At 40.1% G+C, this 17,508-nt stretch carries 16 protein-coding genes; 8 read left to right on the top strand and 8 right to left on the bottom strand.

Going from position 1 to position 17,508, the window contains the following annotated elements; genetic code table 11:
- Positions 1 to 109: 109 nt before the first annotated feature.
- Positions 110 to 1,549 carry a C69 family dipeptidase gene (locus HMPREF0519_RS04330; protein ID WP_003634974.1) on the top strand — a complete coding sequence of 480 codons (1,440 nt, stop codon included), beginning with the start codon at positions 110 to 112 and terminating at the stop codon, positions 1,547 to 1,549.
- Between the two features lie 92 nt (positions 1,550 to 1,641).
- Here the strand turns inward: HMPREF0519_RS04330 and HMPREF0519_RS04325 are convergent, their stop codons facing one another.
- Positions 1,642 to 4,002, bottom strand: coding sequence for a UvrD-helicase domain-containing protein (locus tag HMPREF0519_RS04325; protein WP_003634971.1), 2,361 nt, complete (start codon positions 4,000 to 4,002; stop codon positions 1,642 to 1,644).
- 258 nt (positions 4,003 to 4,260) lie between these two features.
- Between HMPREF0519_RS04325 and HMPREF0519_RS04320 the strand changes: the two genes are divergently transcribed.
- The 5 genes from HMPREF0519_RS04320 to HMPREF0519_RS04300 all read left to right on the top strand — a co-directional run bounded on the left by HMPREF0519_RS04320 (position 4,261) and on the right by HMPREF0519_RS04300 (position 8,701).
- On the top strand, positions 4,261 to 5,445 hold the full coding sequence (locus HMPREF0519_RS04320; RefSeq protein ID WP_003634969.1) for an MFS transporter: 1,185 nt from the start codon (positions 4,261 to 4,263) through the stop codon (positions 5,443 to 5,445).
- Positions 5,442 to 6,296, top strand: coding sequence for a carboxylating nicotinate-nucleotide diphosphorylase (nadC, locus tag HMPREF0519_RS04315; RefSeq protein ID WP_003634968.1), 855 nt, complete (start codon positions 5,442 to 5,444; stop codon positions 6,294 to 6,296). The genes HMPREF0519_RS04320 and nadC overlap by 4 nt, the downstream gene beginning before the upstream one ends.
- A 244-nt stretch (positions 6,297 to 6,540) precedes the next feature.
- Positions 6,541 to 7,683, top strand: a complete 1,143-nt coding sequence (locus tag HMPREF0519_RS04310; RefSeq protein WP_003634966.1) for an NADH-dependent flavin oxidoreductase — start codon at positions 6,541 to 6,543, stop codon at positions 7,681 to 7,683.
- A 25-nt stretch (positions 7,684 to 7,708) separates the two neighbouring features.
- Positions 7,709 to 8,215: a GNAT family N-acetyltransferase gene (locus HMPREF0519_RS04305; RefSeq protein WP_003634965.1), complete on the top strand. Its 507-nt coding sequence runs from the start codon at positions 7,709 to 7,711 to the stop codon at positions 8,213 to 8,215.
- 147 nt (positions 8,216 to 8,362) lie between these two features.
- Entirely contained in the window at positions 8,363 to 8,701 is a 339-nt protein-coding gene (locus HMPREF0519_RS04300) for a hypothetical protein (RefSeq protein WP_003634963.1), read from the top strand.
- A 48-nt stretch (positions 8,702 to 8,749) separates the two neighbouring features.
- Here the strand turns inward: HMPREF0519_RS04300 and HMPREF0519_RS04295 are convergent, their stop codons facing one another.
- The 4 genes from HMPREF0519_RS04295 to HMPREF0519_RS04280 all read right to left on the bottom strand — a co-directional run bounded on the left by HMPREF0519_RS04295 (position 8,750) and on the right by HMPREF0519_RS04280 (position 13,840).
- Positions 8,750 to 9,385, bottom strand: a complete 636-nt coding sequence (locus HMPREF0519_RS04295; protein WP_225429164.1) for an HAD family hydrolase — start codon at positions 9,383 to 9,385, stop codon at positions 8,750 to 8,752.
- Positions 9,386 to 9,542: 157 nt separating this feature from the next.
- Positions 9,543 to 11,018: an aldehyde dehydrogenase gene (aldA, locus tag HMPREF0519_RS04290; RefSeq protein ID WP_040472743.1), complete on the bottom strand. Its 1,476-nt coding sequence runs from the start codon at positions 11,016 to 11,018 to the stop codon at positions 9,543 to 9,545.
- A gap of 107 nt (positions 11,019 to 11,125) precedes the next feature.
- On the bottom strand, positions 11,126 to 12,247 hold the full coding sequence (locus HMPREF0519_RS04285; protein WP_003634957.1) for an NAD(P)-dependent alcohol dehydrogenase: 1,122 nt from the start codon (positions 12,245 to 12,247) through the stop codon (positions 11,126 to 11,128).
- A 405-nt stretch (positions 12,248 to 12,652) separates the two neighbouring features.
- Positions 12,653 to 13,840, bottom strand: a complete 1,188-nt coding sequence (locus HMPREF0519_RS04280) for an NAD(P)-dependent oxidoreductase (protein ID WP_003634955.1) — start codon at positions 13,838 to 13,840, stop codon at positions 12,653 to 12,655.
- Between the two features lie 83 nt (positions 13,841 to 13,923).
- Here HMPREF0519_RS04280 and HMPREF0519_RS04275 point away from each other — a divergent pair, with 83 nt between their 5' ends.
- The gene (locus HMPREF0519_RS04275; RefSeq protein WP_003553432.1) at positions 13,924 to 14,553 is read left to right on the top strand and encodes a DapH/DapD/GlmU-related protein; all 630 of its coding nucleotides are present in this window, start codon (positions 13,924 to 13,926) and stop codon (positions 14,551 to 14,553) included.
- Positions 14,554 to 14,747: 194 nt separating this feature from the next.
- On the top strand, positions 14,748 to 15,329 hold the full coding sequence (locus tag HMPREF0519_RS04270) for a zinc ribbon domain-containing protein (RefSeq protein WP_003634953.1): 582 nt from the start codon (positions 14,748 to 14,750) through the stop codon (positions 15,327 to 15,329).
- 291 nt (positions 15,330 to 15,620) lie between these two features.
- Here the strand turns inward: HMPREF0519_RS04270 and HMPREF0519_RS04265 are convergent, their stop codons facing one another.
- The 3 genes from HMPREF0519_RS04265 to HMPREF0519_RS04255 are packed head-to-tail and all read right to left on the bottom strand — an operon-like array spanning position 15,621 to position 17,343.
- On the bottom strand, positions 15,621 to 16,337 hold the full coding sequence (locus HMPREF0519_RS04265; RefSeq protein WP_190870488.1) for a B3/B4 domain-containing protein: 717 nt from the start codon (positions 16,335 to 16,337) through the stop codon (positions 15,621 to 15,623).
- A 15-nt stretch (positions 16,338 to 16,352) separates the two neighbouring features.
- Positions 16,353 to 16,868 (bottom strand): GNAT family N-acetyltransferase, encoded by a 516-nt coding sequence (locus tag HMPREF0519_RS04260; protein WP_081447193.1) that lies wholly within the window; start codon positions 16,866 to 16,868, stop codon positions 16,353 to 16,355.
- Positions 16,869 to 16,890: 22 nt separating this feature from the next.
- Positions 16,891 to 17,343, bottom strand: coding sequence for a MarR family winged helix-turn-helix transcriptional regulator (locus HMPREF0519_RS04255; protein ID WP_003634949.1), 453 nt, complete (start codon positions 17,341 to 17,343; stop codon positions 16,891 to 16,893).
- Positions 17,344 to 17,508: the final 165 nt, after the last annotated feature.

Raw genomic sequence — 17,508 nt, 5'->3', positions numbered from 1 at the left:
AAAAAGTAACTCACCCTAATTTGTTGTTCATCAGATCAATTTTATTCCCGAAAATGGTTTATTGGGGTTATGCTAGAAAGGAACAGAATTTTTGAAGGGATTGATTTAATTGAAGACAACAAGAAATCTTTCAAGTTGTACCGCTGTTTTAGTTGGCAAGAGTGCCACCGTTGACGGATCAACGATGATTGCAAGAAATGAAGATGCCGGCAGCGGTATCAACGCAAAGCGGTTTATTGTCGTAAAGCCGGAAGATCAGCCTAAAGATTACATATCAACTTTTAACAATTTTCGGTTAAAATTGCCGGACAAGCCGCTTCGTTATACTGAAACGCCTTGTGCAGATGTTAGTGACGGTCTGTGGGGTGAATCGGGTATCAACACTGATAACGTCGCGATGAGTTCTACCGAGACCGAATTCACAAATACAACCATGCTGGGACTCGATCCTTTAGTTGATGATGGCATTGGCGAAGAAGCAATGCTGACGGTAGTATTACCTTATATTCACAATGCGCGAGAAGGTGTCCGTCGACTTGGTGATTTGGTAACAAAATATGGTACTTGTGAAAGCAATGGTATTGCTTTTTCGGATCAGGATGAGGTTTGGTATTTTGAAACAGTTGGTGGTCATCACTGGGCTGCTGAACGAATTCCTGATGATACCTATGTCATCGCACCCAACCAAACCGGCATCCAAGAAATTGATTTTAACGATCCGCAACATTTTATGTTTTCAGATGATTTAAAGGAATTTGCCGAAAAATATCATCTAAATAAAGCCTCTAAGGGATTTAACTTCAGAGATATCTTTGGTGAAGATGTTCAAAGCGACCACTATTACAATACGCCCCGGGTTTGGTACGGTCAGAAATACCTCAACCCAGAGATCGTTCAGGATCCGGAAAGTCGAACGATGCCCTTTAGTCGTGTTCCGTCACACTTGGTTTCAATTGAAGATGTCGCCTTTATTTTGAGCAGTCATTATCAAGAAACTGAGTTTGACCCTTACGGCAAAACAGGAACATCGGAAACACGTTCTCGTTACCGGCCAATTGGCATGAATCGAAATCAGGAAATGCATATTCTACAGATTCGCCCCGATTTCCCTGCCGACCATGTTGCAATTCACTGGCTGGCTGAAGGTGTGAATATTTTCAATTCACCCGTTCCCTTCTTTGCCAACTGCCTTGATACACCCAAGAACTTCAAAAACACACCGGAGAGAACAACAACCGAAAGTTTCTACTGGTTAAATAAATTAATTGCCATGTTGGCTGATCCATTCTTTGCCGAGCACGATTGGGACGCCATGACCGCTGTTTCTGAAAGCCGTAAATTTGGGTTTGCAAATGGCCGAAATGCCGTTGCCAAAGCGGATCAAGCCTTTAAAAATGTTTCCGAAAACGATTTGCCCGAATGGCATACTAAAATGAATGATAAAATTGCAGCCGTTATCACAAATAATCTAAAAGATCTTCTCCATCAACTGGTTTTGTTAAGGGCTGAAAAAATGGTACCAACTTTTGAAAAAGGCGGAGAACTTTAATTTTTGACCTAAAAACAACTGATCATCTATATTGACGGACACAAAAAGCAGCCTGGGATTATCCCGAGCTGCTTTTTTGTCTATGTCTCTGCTTATTTATGATCGTCGGACTTGGCCTTGCACTTCTTTTCTTTTTCAGCCTGCATCACTTTGGATACAATGGGAACCTGTCGCAGCAACGGACTCGCATTTAATCCGACACTGACATTTAGAACTGTTTTTGCACGCGTCATACCAACGTAAATCAACCGCCGTTCTTCTTCAATAAACTGTGAATAGTGACGAATTGCCGTGTACCAATTATGAAGTAAATCCAAATCCAAATCATGAAACTTTTCAATTTCGATATGGTTTAAATCAATATGTTTATTTTTACGAACTTCTTCTGTTATATCGATAAAAGCTGCTTCTAAAATACCTGTCAATTCTTTCACACGTTGACGTGTCACCAAATCGTTCCAGCGATCAATAAAGTCCTCGAAACTGATATCCGGATGAAACCAATCGTTGATAATGGTTGTACCAACCGGTAATTGTTTGTCGGAGAGTCCATATAAATAAACATACTTAAACTCCAGTCCCTTAGCTTGATGAAGGCTTAAAAACTGCACATCGTTTTCCAATGACACCCCTTTTTGACTGTTGGCTTCCAATAATTGACGCTTTTGATATTCCTGGTCAAACCAAACATCGGGATCGGTTATCTGTTTTATTTCAGTGTGAAGGTAAGTGGTCATATCCTTGAATGTATCTTTTGAAACAAAGTCATTTTTAGTCATATAATCAAAATAAGTTGCCGTTAATTCCAATACGGTATTCCAAATCTGCATAAAGACATTCCCAATACTCGTTTCAGAGTTGGCTTTTTCAACATCCTGACGCTGCTCTTTAATAATCTTAAATGCCATTCGAACACGTGTATCTATTTTAGCAAACCGTTTTTGATTCTCCGTTCGTTGATGCCGCAAATTATATTTTGTTGCGATTTCAAGATAATCAGACAATGAATCAATTCCGCCGGCAGCCTTATCAATTTCTGTTACATGCCTCCGATAGGTCGTGAATCCGATCCGTGTGGCTTGTTCATGAAATGGTTGGAACCGGTTTTGCCAAAACGCCTGCATAAGGTTAACCAAAATCCGATAAATCAGCGTATGTTGAAAGATAGCACCACGGTTATTAATGTTGACATATATCTGTTGATTGGCCAACCAGTCGGCGACCAATGTTCTATCAGAATTATATCGAACCAACACCGCAATTTGGTGGTTATCAATCTCTGGATCACGAATTTGGGAAACTAATTTGGTAAACATATCGCTGTTCGGATCAAATCCCGCAGTCTTCAGAGGATAAACGTGTACCTGTCCCTTTTTTTCGTTGAAAGCTTTCAATTCTTTTGCCAACCGCACATAGTTATGCTTAATTAAAGGTTTGGCCTCGGATAGGATTTGACCTCCTGTTCGATAATTAGTTGAAAGACGGTATGTTTTTGCACCTGGTAAAATACCATGGAATTTTAAAATAAACTTTGGATTGCTGCCTCGAAATGAATAGATGCTTTGATCATCATCACCAATCACAATTAATCGCGATAACGCTTCTTGCGAAAGAAGTCGGGTCATGATATCCCATTGAAGGTTGTCTATATCTTGAAACTCATCCATCACGACCAACTTAAATCGACTCATAATTTGGTGGAACGACCTTACGTGATCAGGTTGGTCCAATAATTGTCGCAGCAAAATCTTCATATCATTAAAATCAACAAAACTATTTTGGCGTTTCAGAATCATATACTGTGTCATAACTGCAAGATAATCAGTATAGAAATCTAAATCATATTCATCTTCTCCAACCTCACCCAATTGCGCCTTTAATTGCTTGGGATCAGACAAATCTGCAAACGCATTATGAGAAATGCCCCTATTAATGATAAATTCAGCAAGTTCAAACATATTATCCAATATTTCAGACGGGGAATTCACTTGACTGTGCGTATGCTTAATCAGTCTGGTTAACGGCAATGAAAATTGACGGTAGCTTGTGAGAACCTTGGTTTCACGAAATTCCGTTGTCGTTCGCAGCAATCTGTAAAAAAGTGCGTGAAAAGTACTAAAGTATGGCATACCCTCAGCTGCTAGGTCTATTCCGACCGCTTTCAATTGCATCAGGTATTGTTGATAACGGTTTTCCATATCTGTTTGGGCTTTTTTAGAAAACGTGATGCCCAATACATTTTCCGGAGAGATCTTCCCTGTCATAATTGCGACTAGTGCGGATAACATAAAGATGGTTGTTTTACCAGAGCCAGCACACGCATTAATAAGTGTCGGCTGCTGATAAGGCTGCCGCAGAATTGCAAGTTGTTCTGTCGAAAAGGTCATCCCGGTTGCACTTTCCAGCAGGTTGATTGCTTGATCGCGACTTAAATTTACTGGTGATTGTTGCATATTGTTCCTACTTTCTTGTCATATCAAAAGACTACTGCTTTTCATTTTCATCTGAACGACCAGTTCTTGTCAAGGGAATACGTCATCGTCTTTGAGATTTTCAAATCAACTCACATTTCTTTTTAATTTTATGCCAAGAATCTCTTGATAATTTTCAGACAATGGCGTATTCTCTTATTTAAAGTAAATTTTACTTTTATTTTAACGCTTTAAAAGTATTAAATACTTTTATCACCTTGAAAGGAGTTTTTCTTTATTATGGATAATGTAAAGCAACGGACAACCTCCCTCGTCTTTTTAATTATCGGCACTGCTTGGATGTTTGATGCCATGGACGTTGGCTTGTTGTCATTTATTATGTCGCTTGTACACAAGCAATGGGCACTCACGAATTCCCAAACCGGTTTAATTAGCTCAATCAGTACAGTCGGAATGGTTTGTGGTGGCTTCTATTTTGGACATTTAGCCGATAGAATCGGCCGAAAAAATACCTTGATTGCAACCCTACTGACTTTTTCCATCGGTAACCTTGTGTTAGCCGGATCACCTGGTTTTTACACTTTTCTGACAATTAGATTCATTGTCGGTATGGGCCTTGGCGGTGAGCTTCCGGTTGCTGCAACTTATATTGCTGATATCTATAAAGGCGGTAAGCGGTCTCAGATGCTTATTTTAGCAGATAGTTTCTGGACAATTGGCTGGTTGGTAGCCTCTTTCTTATCATTCCTGCTAACCCCTGTCCTTGGTTGGTGCGGTCTTTTAATTGTAACTGCCATTACAGGATTCTTTGCTATTATTCTTCGAAAACACATTCATGAAAGTCAGCCTGAAACAAGTTCGTCACAAAATTGGCTAGTTTCGCTTAAACAAACCTTTCGACCATGGACATTAATGTTATGGCTTGCCTGGTTTATGGTTATGTTCAGTTATTACGGTATGTTTATGTGGCTGCCAAGCATTATGGTCGACAAAGGCTACGGTATTGTCAACAGTTTTGGTTACACAACTATTATCGTTGTTGCACAGCTTCCGGGTTATTTTTGCGCTGCTTGGTTGGCCAAAAGACTACAGGTTAAGTACGTCTTTGCTTTATACATGCTCGCAACGGCGGTTGGTGCCATCATGTTTGGTCAATCTACCACCGCAGTCATGATTGTCATTTCAGGGTGTGTGCTGTCATTCTTCAACCTCGGCGCATACGGTGCCATCATTGCGTTAACCCCAGAGCTTTATCGAAATGACATTCGCGGAACCATGACCAGCACGGCACAAGGAATTGGTCGAATCGGCGCAATCTTTGGACCACTTTTAATTGGTGTTTTGATGGATCGTCAAATTAATATCAACGTGATTTTTATTATTTTTATGATTTCACTGATTATCGGTTCCGTTGCCGTCCTTGCACTGCCCACTTCACCCAATCATGAGGAGGAAATTCAATGAACCCATTATTAGTTAACGAAAAACTAGCTGGCTTTCTTAAAGAAGATATCGGTTTCGGTGATTTAAGCGTCAGTTACCTGCCAACCGATAAAGTCCTAACCGGTTACTTCATTGCAAAACAATCCGGTATTGTTTGCGGCCAACAGCTTCCCCAACTGGCCTATAATTTAATTGGAGAAGCTCATTACACGTCCCTTGTTTCTGATGGTCAACACATTTCATCCGGTCAAAAAATCGGTAAAGTCGTTGGGGCCGCCGCAACCCTTTTAACCGGAGAACGGGTGATTTTAAATTTAATGCAGCGAATGAGTGGTATTGCTACCAAAACGGCACAGGTTATCACGGAACTAAATGATCCAACAATAAAAATTACCGATACCCGAAAAACGACTCCCGGTTTACGGCTATTTGATAAATATGCTGTTACCGTTGGCGGTGGATTTAACCATCGCTTTGATCTGACGAATGCCATCATGTTAAAGGACAATCATATTGCATTAGCCGGTGGCGTTAAGGAAGCCTTATTAATGGCCAAAAAAAGCGCTGGTCCGTTAACCCCTATTGAAATCGAAGTTGAAACCAAACAGGAACTTCAAGATGCTATTTCAATCGGTGCAGATGTCATCATGTTCGATAATCAGGACCCTTCCACTATCAAGAAATGGAAAAAACTTGTTCCTGACAACATCCATGTCGAAGCTTCTGGAGGGATTTGCGAAGACACAATCGCGTCATTTAGCGGATGCGGCGCTGACTTTATCTCAATTGGAAACTTAACAAATGCCGTTTCTCCACTCGATATCAGTTTTTTAGTCGAAGGAACCGTCAAGAAAAGTGTTCACGTGTCATAGCCACTACCCTTACTACCGGGTAAGATCTTGTCATAAACAAATGTATTGTCTAAGCGATAATTCATCACTATTTTATATGCACTCAAGCAATCATTCACACTGTTTATCTTTTTGTTAAGATTAGACTTTATTAAACGCTATTACGACTAAAAGCCGAAATAATGCGTTTTTCAAATCCATCTTAATTTGACTTTTATGCTAAAATTGTATTGTGCTTGTTGATTACTACAATGGGGGTCGTTTAATGACTAAATACAAGTTCTTAAAACCTGATACACTTCGAAATGGTGTTAAAATAAAAAACCGGGTTGTCATGTCACCAATGACAGAACAGTCCAGTTTTGAAGACGGGTCAATTACCAACGATGAAATTAATTATTACCGATTGCGCACCGGTGGTGTTGGCATGTTAATTACCGGTTGTGCCAACGTTAATGACTTGGGAAAGGGCTTTGAGGGCGAACTAAGTGTTGCTGATAAAAGTATGCTTCTGGGCTTGTCCCGACTGGCAAATGCTATTAAGATGAATGGCACTAAAGCTATTTTACAGATCTTTAGCGCCGGTCGGATGACTAACTCAAAAGTACTCCGCGGCCAACAACCCGTTTCTGCAAGTGCTGTTTCCGCACTTCGACATGGCGCTGAAACCCCACGGGCATTGTCCGAGAAAGAAATCACTCAAACCATTGAGGATTTTGCAAAAGCGACTAAACTCGCAATAGAAGCCGGCTTCGACGGTGTTGAACTGCATGGTGCCAACACTTATCTTCTTCAACAATTTTTTAGTCCCCACTCCAACCGGCGGGCAGACCAATGGGGCGGTTCCTTACAAAACCGCATGAGGTTTCCGTTGGCAGTTGTTGATGCCTGTGCCGACACCATTAAGCAATTTGCCGACTCGCCTTTTATTCTCGGTTACCGAATTTCTCCAGAAGAAATCGAAGAACCCGGGATCAGGATTTCAGATACAATCGCACTCGTTTCACAGCTAAACAACAAGCCGATTGATTACCTGCACCTTTCGTTAGCAGATGCTTGGGAAAGCTCAATTGTGGACACAAGTGACCAGCGGCCGGTATTTGAGAAAATTAAAGCTGTTTTAGCTGACGATTTACCCCTCATCGTTGTTGGACATTTGGCAACACCTGCTCAAGTGGAAAAATTAATTGATTCAGGTGTTTCCTTTGCCGCAATGGGTCGTGAATTAATTCGAGAACCACAATGGGTTCAAAAAGTTGAGGCTGAAGATGAACAGGCAATTCGCTATACTTTCTCCTTACGGGATTTGAACGAGTTAAAAATCACACCACCATTGCTGAATTTTTTAATGACTGCTTTTAGAAGAGGCTTCCCTCTTTCAACTGACAAACACCAATTAAAAAGATAATAAATATAGACAAGGAGAATTCTTGATGGCCAAAATTCAAATGGCAGAACCTAAAGATGCTGATTTAATTTACCGTCACTTAATGAAGGTTAGTGGTCAGACTAATAACCTTAGTTACAGTCAAAAAGATATTCATAAATATTTAGATGAAATTAAAATTTCTGATCAAATGCACGATGCGAATGCAACAGTGTTCTTCGCTGCGTTTGAAAATGAGGAGATTGTTGGCCTCGCTCAACTTTCCAGAAGGAACTTACCTCGCTACATCAATCGCGGGGATCTCGCTGTTTCAGTAGATCAGGATTTTTGGAATCAGGGCATTGGCAGTACACTAATGGAACAGGTCATTGACTGGGCAGCTAATGATTGGAAACTGCACGGTATCTACCTGGACGTTATTTCTGGCAACCTTCATGCAATTGATTTATATAAAGAATACGGCTTTAAAATCATAGGCGATCTGCCCCTTTTAATGACCGTAAGTGGTCGAGATATAGCTGGAAAACTAATGTTTAAAGAGATTGTTCATTAATTATTGACTGATAAGTACCCAATGGACCTTGTGGTGGTCAATTGGGTGCTTTTTATTAGCACTATCGTTAACACCAATTAAGCGTTAGTGTACTTTTAAACCAATAGGACGGTTACAATAATAGATAGATCGTACTTATTTGCCTACTTGAAAAGGAAGTTACTTAAATTGAAAGAAACTTTTAATATGCCCTGCAACGATAATGAAATAACCTTAACGGTTGATGATGTCAGCTACCAGTATTTAGCATTACGACGCGCGTCGTTGGATGTTGCGCCCCTTGACTCCGTGGACGTCACTTTAACAGACGAATCGGTAGATGGCCATGCTTATTATGAAGTTGCGGGTTTTAGTGTTGTAGGTTCGGCAACGCTGCAAAATGATCATTTAAAACCAGGCGATTACGCCGTTTACAGAGCCACCCCCGGAGACCATCCAAGTATGGTCATTCAATTGTTGGGGGATACGTTTGATCAAAACAATTAATCAAGGTTGAAAGCTGTCAAACAGAAATCATTCTACGTTTTAACTGACTTATATCATTTTTTTCAAAAAGTCATTTAAGCTGTTAACTGATCGAAAAGTAGTGGCGTTTGCCTCTTGAAGCTTATCAACATCTGCATACTTCGACCAAGCTGCTGAATAACAGTCAATTCCAACGGCTCTACAGCTTTCAATATCGCCAACCGTATCCGCAACATAGGCCATTTGATCCGATGCTAATTGATATTGAGATAGTAATCTCTGAAAATTTTCGCTCTTATTCGGTCCCGTTGAGGATCCGATCAGAATTGGTGAAAACCGGTTTTGAAGCCCTAAAGTTTCTAGACTGATCCGGCAGCTAACAGATCCTTTCCCGGTTACCATTGGCGTTTGCACGTGGTGAGCTGCCAGCATGTCAATTAAAGAATTTATGCCGGAAAACGGTTCGGTTAATGTAGCGTGGCTGGCATTGTATTGCTGATAAAAATCATTTAAAATTCTGTCTGGCGCATTGGGGATCAATTGGTTTAACATCCCAATCTCATTTGCTCCAAAAGTCGCTAAAATGGTTTGATCATCAATTCGCTTGTGCGTATATTTATAAACGATTTTGCGAAATGAATCAAAAATCACGGGAAAAGTTTCGGCTACTGTGCCATCTAAATCAAACGCAATCATCTTATACATCAAAATCCCTCCAAAGCCTTTACAATTAGTATAGAAAAATGTCGATTGGTGATCAGTCCTTTGACCATTTTCTTCGGATACAAAAGAAGTTGAAAACACACAACAGTGTTTTCAACTTCTTTTTATTGAGATAGCAGATTAACTATCTGTTTCTAAATTAACCATTAGCCTTTTCAGGATGACCCTGCAGGTAGATGACGTGGGTATTCAAGTATTCTTCAATACCATGACGACCATCGTCTCCACCAATACCGGATTCTTTCCAGCCGGAGTGAGAACCATTCATAGCTTCAAAATTGAAGCGGTTGATATAGGTTTCACCGTCTTCAAGTTCATTTGCGGCACGCATTGCGTTATCCAAATTCTCAGTAAAGATTGATGAAGTCAATCCAAAGTCACTGTCATTAGCCATTTCAATGGCATCATCCAATGTCTTAAAGGTTAATACAGGAAGAACCGGTCCAAAGATTTCGTCTTGAACAATTTCGGAATCCTGTTTAACGTTGGTAATGACAGTTGGTTCGTAATAGAATCCATTTTCAATATTCAGCTTGTGACCACCGGCCGTGATCTTGCCACCGGCTTTAACAGCACGATCAACCATTCCGGCAACCTTATCCAAAGCTGCTTGATTAATCAATGGTCCCATACCGATCTTCTCATCTTTCATTGGGTTGCCAACCGTAATCTCAGACATCTTTTTGGACAACTTCTTGATAAATTCGTCCGCAACATCTTCTTGAACGTAAACCCGTTCACAGTTGTTGCAAAGTTGACCATTGTTATCGACTCGAGAGTCAATAATTGATTGTACGGCGAGATCAATATCGGCATCCTTGCAAACAATGGCTGGTGCTTTACCACCTAATTCAAGTGATACCTTGGCCATATGAGTGGCAGCACCTTCCATAATGCGCTTGCCTGATTCAACAGAACCGGTCAAACTGATAATACCGATCTTCTTGTTTCGAGTTAACTCATCACCAACGACCGAACCCGGTCCTGAAACAATGTTGACAACACCCTTTGGAATACCAACTTTGTCACAGATCTTAGCAAATTCAAGTGCCAAGTTAGGTGTATCCGAACTTGGCTTCATAACAATGGTATTACCTGTTACCAAAGCCGGACCCATTTTACGGGCAATCAAGAAGAATGGGAAGTTCCATGGTAAGATCCCGGCAGCGACACCAATTGGTTGCTTAGCAATCATAATGTTTTCATTTTTGTTGTCGGATTGAAGGATTTCGCCTTCGTATGTCCGAGCGGCACTAGCCATATAATCAAAGTAGTCAGCCGAGAACAAGATTTCAGTTGTCGCTAAGGACTTAATCTTTCCCTGCTCCTCTTGAAGCATTTCAATTAAGTGATCCTTTTGCTTACGAACTTCTGTTGCAACATCGTGAAGATATTGGCCACGAGTAGCAGCCGGAACCTTCTTCCATGATTTTTCAGCTTCATAAGCCGCATCAATTGCTTCTTTTGTTTCTTCACGGGTTGCACTTGGAACAGTAGAAATTGCTTCTCCCGTTGAAGGATTCAGTACCGTCAACATATTACCTGACTCTGAATCTTTAAATTCTCCGTTAATGTACATTTGATAATGTTTTAATGCTACAGCATTTTGTGCCATAATATTGTGCTTCCTTTCCAATTTATCCTGTCGAAAAGACTTGATGGCAGGAAAAAATGCTTTTTCAATATTCAATGTCAACAATCATTAAACATGACTAACTAAAACTAGTCCCCCGGTTTGTAATCATCGTCGATTACCAAGACAGGCTTAATTGTCTTGCCACTGACAGAATCAGTGTTGGCTTGATTAATGTCATCGAACTTGTAGAATTTCTCAGTCTTATCAAAATCAAACATGCCCAACTTGTAGAAACGAATCAAACGCGGAATATCAACTTGAGGAATTGAATCGCCCATGTTAACACCGACAATCTTGCGATCACTTGTGCAAAGATCATTCCAAGTATCCAAATCAATGTGTTGATCAGTAACCGCGATAGTTGCTGTTGTACCGCCTTGAGCCAATGCTTGAATGGAATCTTCCATGACCTTCTTAACACCCGTTGTGTCAACGGCATAATCGACACCATGCCCATCCGTTAATTTCTTGATGGCTTCAACAGCATCTTCATCTTTACTATTAATAGCATCGGTTGCGCCAAGTTCTTTTGCCAACTTAAGGCGTGAAGGCACAATGTCAATGGCAATCACTTTTGTGCATCCTGAGATACGGCCGGCCATCATTGCTGCCAAGCCAACAGCACCAGTACCGAATACAGCAATTGTTGAACCTGGTTCCGGTTTCAGTGTATTGAAAACAGTCCCACTGCCTGTGACATATCCGCACCCTAAAGGTCCCAATTGACGCAAATCCAAATCTTTTGAAACTTTAACGGCGTTACGTTCACGAACAACCGTTGTTGTCGTGAATGATGATTGATCAAACATGTCGGCAACGTCATGACCATTTTCAGTAAAATGAGCACTTCCGTCAGGACGAACACCCGACAAATTATTTGCAGCATAATTCAAGCATTGAGTTGGAATACCTTTTAAGCAATTAATACAATTTCCGCAGCCATAGAACGACAGAACAACATGGTCACCGGGTTTAAAGTCCTTAACTTCCGGACCAACCTTCTCAACGATTCCTGACCCTTCATGTCCAAGAACAATTGGGTAACCAATTTCAGCTGTTCCTTTACGCAAAGCCTCGTCCGAATGACAGATACCCGAGGCAACCATATGAACTTGAAGGTCATCAGCCTGCATGTCAGCTAATTCGACATCGTTCTTCATTTCGAACTTGCCGTCCTTCTTGTTTACAACCGCTGCTTTAATTCGCATAATCACATCTCCATAATCGTTAAATTTGTTATTAAATGAGCAATCATTAACAAATAAAAAATGGAAGCTTATTCACAAAGTCGTTACTTAAATGATTATCTTTGCACTTGTTCTGACTACTTGGTCATCCTTTAATCTTCCATTCAACGTTTTTGTAACAACCGCTTACATCTCTATTTGTAACGCACCTAGCGTATTTTTGCAAGGTTATTTTCATCATTTCCCTCGTAAAACTGAGATTGATATTTACAAACTTTTACTCTCCGTAACCATTTCACAATCTTAAACAAATTTCTGGATCGTGAAACAATAATCTGGCAAAAATCGAGGATTTATGAAAAAAGCATACAAAAAGCTGAGATGCCTTTTCAACACTCTCAGCCTCAAATTAGCAATTAAATTAATCTAATCCGTTTGCCAATTTTCTATATTTGAATGGTCTAGTTTGCGGACCCGAAGCATGCCCTTCATTGATGCAAACTCTTCGACTAAATTTGTAACTTGTTCGTCTGAAAAATCTGAAAAATCCGTATTCACAATCGTGTAGCCAAACCCATTTTGGTTATTATTCATCATTTCCATAACCGGCAAAGCGCGTTTATTTAGTAATGACGAAATTTTAGCCATCACGTTCTCCTGTGTTTTAAAAAAGAAGGTTAATCGGTGCGGGCTGATAAACGGTAAGTCAACACGTGGAAAATTAACTGATGAGCGAACAGTCCCATTTTCAAGGAAGTCCAATAAATTTTGTAAAATTAAATTAGCACTGTGCGTTAAAGCCTCGGTTGTATTGCCGCCCAAGTGTGGTAATAATGTGATTTTTGAATGATGTTGAAGTTCCGCCTTGGGAAAATCGCTCACATAGCCGGCAAATTCATCATGATCTAAGGCGTCAACCACTGCCGGATTATCAACAAGCTCGCCACGACCAAAGTTCAGCAAAAAGGCCGATTTCTTCATCAGTTTAAACTGTTCAGCCGTTATCAAATGCTCTGTTTGCGGTGTCAATGGCAATAGTAAAACTACAAAATCCGAAAGTGCCATCACTTCTTCAATTGTTTCCAGTTGTTGAACATGGCGTAAATTTTTGAAACTGCGATTATAACCAATAATTTGCATTCCCATATGATAACAGGCATCCGCCAATTGCTGACCAATAGTTCCAAGCCCAAGAATGCCAAGTGTTTTACCGTAAAGCTCCTGACCAATGTAATCTTTTCTTTGCGACTCAGCAGCTTCTTGAAGACTTTCTTCATTTCCCACATGAAGTTGATCAATCATTGAGATCGCCTCGTTTAAAGGACGCACACAACGAAATAAATTTTGGATGATCAATTCCTTAACTGCATTGGCGTTTACCCCAGGAGTATTAAAAACTGCAGTGCCGTTTTCGGTACAGGCATCAATATTGATGGTGTTGGTACCGGTTCCTGAACGTGCGACCAGCAATAAACGCTTCGTAATTAAAGAATCATCAACTTGAGAGCTTCTCACAAGTACTGCATCGGGTGTTTCTGTATCGGATGTTTGAAAAACATCGCCGGCAAAGTCAGTGACATTGAAGGGATCGATTTTTTTAACTTGATACATCATTTTAAGCTCCTTTTAGCTTCCTTTTTTTTGAAGAATATTATAATATACCAGTAGTAAATTTTGAGAGAAAGAAGTTGAGCTTTATGCATATTGATTTTGTCAGATTATCACAGGATAAGCCAACGATTGGAAAAAATAGCCAAACAAAAAACACAACTTTCGGTCAATGGGTTGAAATTGGTGCAAGTAATCTCATCGACAATAGTACAATAGGTGATTATACGTATACAGGTCAATACTGTTTTATTCAAAATAGCGATTTAAAAAAATTTATCAGTATGGCTGCAATGATTCGAATCGGACCAACTAACCATCCCTATGATCGACCGGCCCAACACATTTCATTATATAATGGCGGCGCATACGGATTCGACAACCCAGATAAAGATTTTCTGGAAAAAAGATCCCACGTCAGAACGACCATTGGCAATGACGTTTGGATCGGTCATGGTGCAATTGTCCAAGCCGGCTTGACCATTGGTGATGGTGCCGTCATTGGTTCAGGCGCTGTTGTCACTAAAGATGTCGAACCGTACACAATTGTGGGTGGTGTCCCTGCAAAACCAATTAAGGACCGTTTTCCAGACGAAGTAAAGACTGATATGGAAAAAATCGCCTGGTGGAATTGGTCACGTGAAGACATTGAAAAATACTACCTCGATTTTCGGCTTCCCGTCAAGGAATTTATTGACAAACATTTACCTAAAAGTTAAATTTCATCCTAAAAATGGGCTTCTTCCTGAATATTACAGGTTGCAGTCTTTTTTGTTGAAAAGACACATTTAAGAATAACCGGATGTATAATAATTATTGGGCCGAGTTTTAGGGATGCATTATAGTCGTATTAAGTCAGATTTGCTATAATGAATGATTGAAGGTATTTAGGTACATATTGGAGGAAGTTAGAATGTCGCAGGAGAAAACTAAAGTTTGCGTCATGTGTGGGAAAACAATTCCCGCTTACGCAAACTTTTGCCCATATTGTGGCGCCAAACAGCCTTGGCTGAGTGAAAGCGAGCTCGGTAACTCACGAGTTGAAAGAATCGTTCAGTGGAACGATACGCCACTTGGTCGGATTGCAATGTTAATTGGCGCTTTTTTGATTATTATTGTCTTTGCCACTTCATGCCGTTTACAAGATGGTCCAGGGCATAAAACGGTCGGACGTGAGTTAAATCAATACTTATTTAACACACAGGATAAAACCCCGTTTGGTAAGAAGCCAAAAATTAAAGTTGATAAAAATAAGGGCGTTTCTATTAAAGTCTCAAACTCTGGTAAGGCCGTCAAAGATTTAAAAGCGGGTAAACCCACAACTTGGAATACGTTTGTTACACGTGTACAGCGCCGTTCAAATTCATTTAAACACGTTTATTCCAATCAACTTTACTCAAAGTTTAAAGTGACTGCCAGGGACGGTAAGAAGCAGACTTTATTGAAAGTAAATCAGGGAAAAGTCACCTATAATATCGCAAATAAGTATAAATAAGCTGATTCCCAGCTATCTATATAGCGTTACCAACATAATCATCTGTTTTCTTTCAGGTATTTAGTTCAATCATGATAACTATAATAATTATAGGGGCCGAGACAAAAGTCATTTTGTCCAGCCCCTTTTTAATTTCATCACGATTATGACCGAGCAAAGACGTGTAGAAAAGGGTAACTTACTGCCGTGCAATCGCATCCCACTATTCAAGCCCCGAATCTCAGGATAATCCAATTGCATTCTGGAAGTTAACCTTTTTTGTCCCACTCTGGATCTAATCTTAGATTGTTTTTATTTTATTAGTTGTATTTCCCGATTGTCACGTGTTACTTTCTGGATGTGACCAGGCACCTTAAACCTCTCTTTACAAAGTTGATGTAACGCTTCAATTGCCTCATCTGCACGTTTTGCCTGCTCAGCATTGATTGATTCAATGACCAATACGGAATCAGTCGTCGACTCGGTAAGTTCCGTTCTCTGAGCTTCACGCCAGTTAAAGCAACGGCAGACCGCCCCTTGATCGTCATAATAAATAACCTCACCTGGTAAAGCCGGTGAATTTTCTTCCGCGCCATGTGGGAAAAAGTCTTCGCCGCCCTTTGCTTCCCCTAAGTGAAGGTTTCCCTGAATGGCGTTCAAATCTTCTCCTCCCGCCGGAACACCATATCTAAGCGAAATACTATTATAGATGTCCACTAACGGAAAAATTGGTGAGAAACTTCTGCCTTGGTCAACCCGCTTTAAGAGCGCTTCAATTGATGAGCGAGCCCCTTTTTTCGTCTTGAATTGTCGATAGGCCTGCCGCCATTGGTCAACAACCGGGTTCTTCCGAAAAATGCCTTCTGTCATAAATTGTTCAGATTCCCTTGCTGCTTCATCCAAAAGCTGCTGAAAATAAGCGTGATCCCTTGCCTTGTCATGATTATCGATTCCACGAAGCGTTAAAGTATCTATTTGAGCTTCCGGAAATAAACGCCAAAATTGATCATCAACAATAAATTTTTTCATTTTTTGATCCTCCAATTAGATATCAATCGACATAATAATGTCTCGTTGACGATTGTCGCCAAGCGTAAAAACATGGTCACCAATTTGGTTAAATCCTAACTTCCGGTAAAATTTTTGGGCTGCTACATTATTTTCCCAAACGCCCAACCAAATATGATGTTTATGCAGCTGATTGGCAACTTCAAAAGCTTTGTGCATTAGATGCGTCCCGAGACCTAAATGTTTAAATGCTTTTCGAATATAAATTCGTTGAATTTCGAGTTTATCTGTTCCATATTCTTCGGTTTGATTATCGCCAAAATTTACTTTAAGATAACCCGCTAACTGATCCTCTTGATAAATAAAGAAAAAAGCCGATTCAGGATCAGACAATTCGCTCTTTAATTGCCGAATGCTATATGCATTGGCTAAGTACTTCTCTAAATTTTCTGGGGTATTGACATCTCCGAACGTATCCGTAAACGTTTCACAACTAATTTTTTGAAGAGCTTGAACATCTGCCAACGTACACTCTCTTAATAATACTGCCAATTAACTTCCCCCTTTAGCCATACTAATAAATTCTCTGTTGGCCTTTTTTGACTTTATCCCAATCAGCATTAACATGATAGCTTACTTTTTTAAGTAGCTCAGCCAATTGCTTATTCTCTAGTTCAGACAGCCCCTGCACCGCTACTTGATTAGAATATTGGTTTTCTTTCTGAATCATCGGTGCAATCTCTTTTCCCTTTGGTGAAACAAACAACCGGCGAATTTTCTTGTTGACGTTATCTGACTGCTTTCTGATAAAAGCATTTTTTTCAAGTTTTTGAATTGCCCGTGCAGCGGTCGTTCGGTCAACTTTAATCATTTCTGCCAAACGTTCTTGAATTATTCCGGGATGTTCGTAGATTCGAACCAGATATAGATATTGCCCTTTAGATAGATCAAATTGCTTGAACTCGACATTTGCAATCGAATCCAGCGCTCTTGCAATCACACCGATCGGCCTTAAAATATCAATCAAAATGCATCCCTCTTCCTATATCATTTTTTTAACAAATTTATGTTACATTATTTTTGTTGCATATGCAACAAAAATAAAGAAAACAAAAAGAGCTTAGGCAATTTAGACCCAGACTCTTTTTCAATACTCACCATTTTCAACCCTAAAATTTAATGACCGGATTTT

The organism is Lentilactobacillus hilgardii DSM 20176 = ATCC 8290 (assembly GCF_000159315.1).
Classification (GTDB): Bacteria; Bacillota; Bacilli; order Lactobacillales; family Lactobacillaceae; genus Lentilactobacillus; species Lentilactobacillus hilgardii.
Note: the sequence above shows the minus strand (reverse complement) of the source record. Positions and strands in the feature narration are given on the sequence as shown.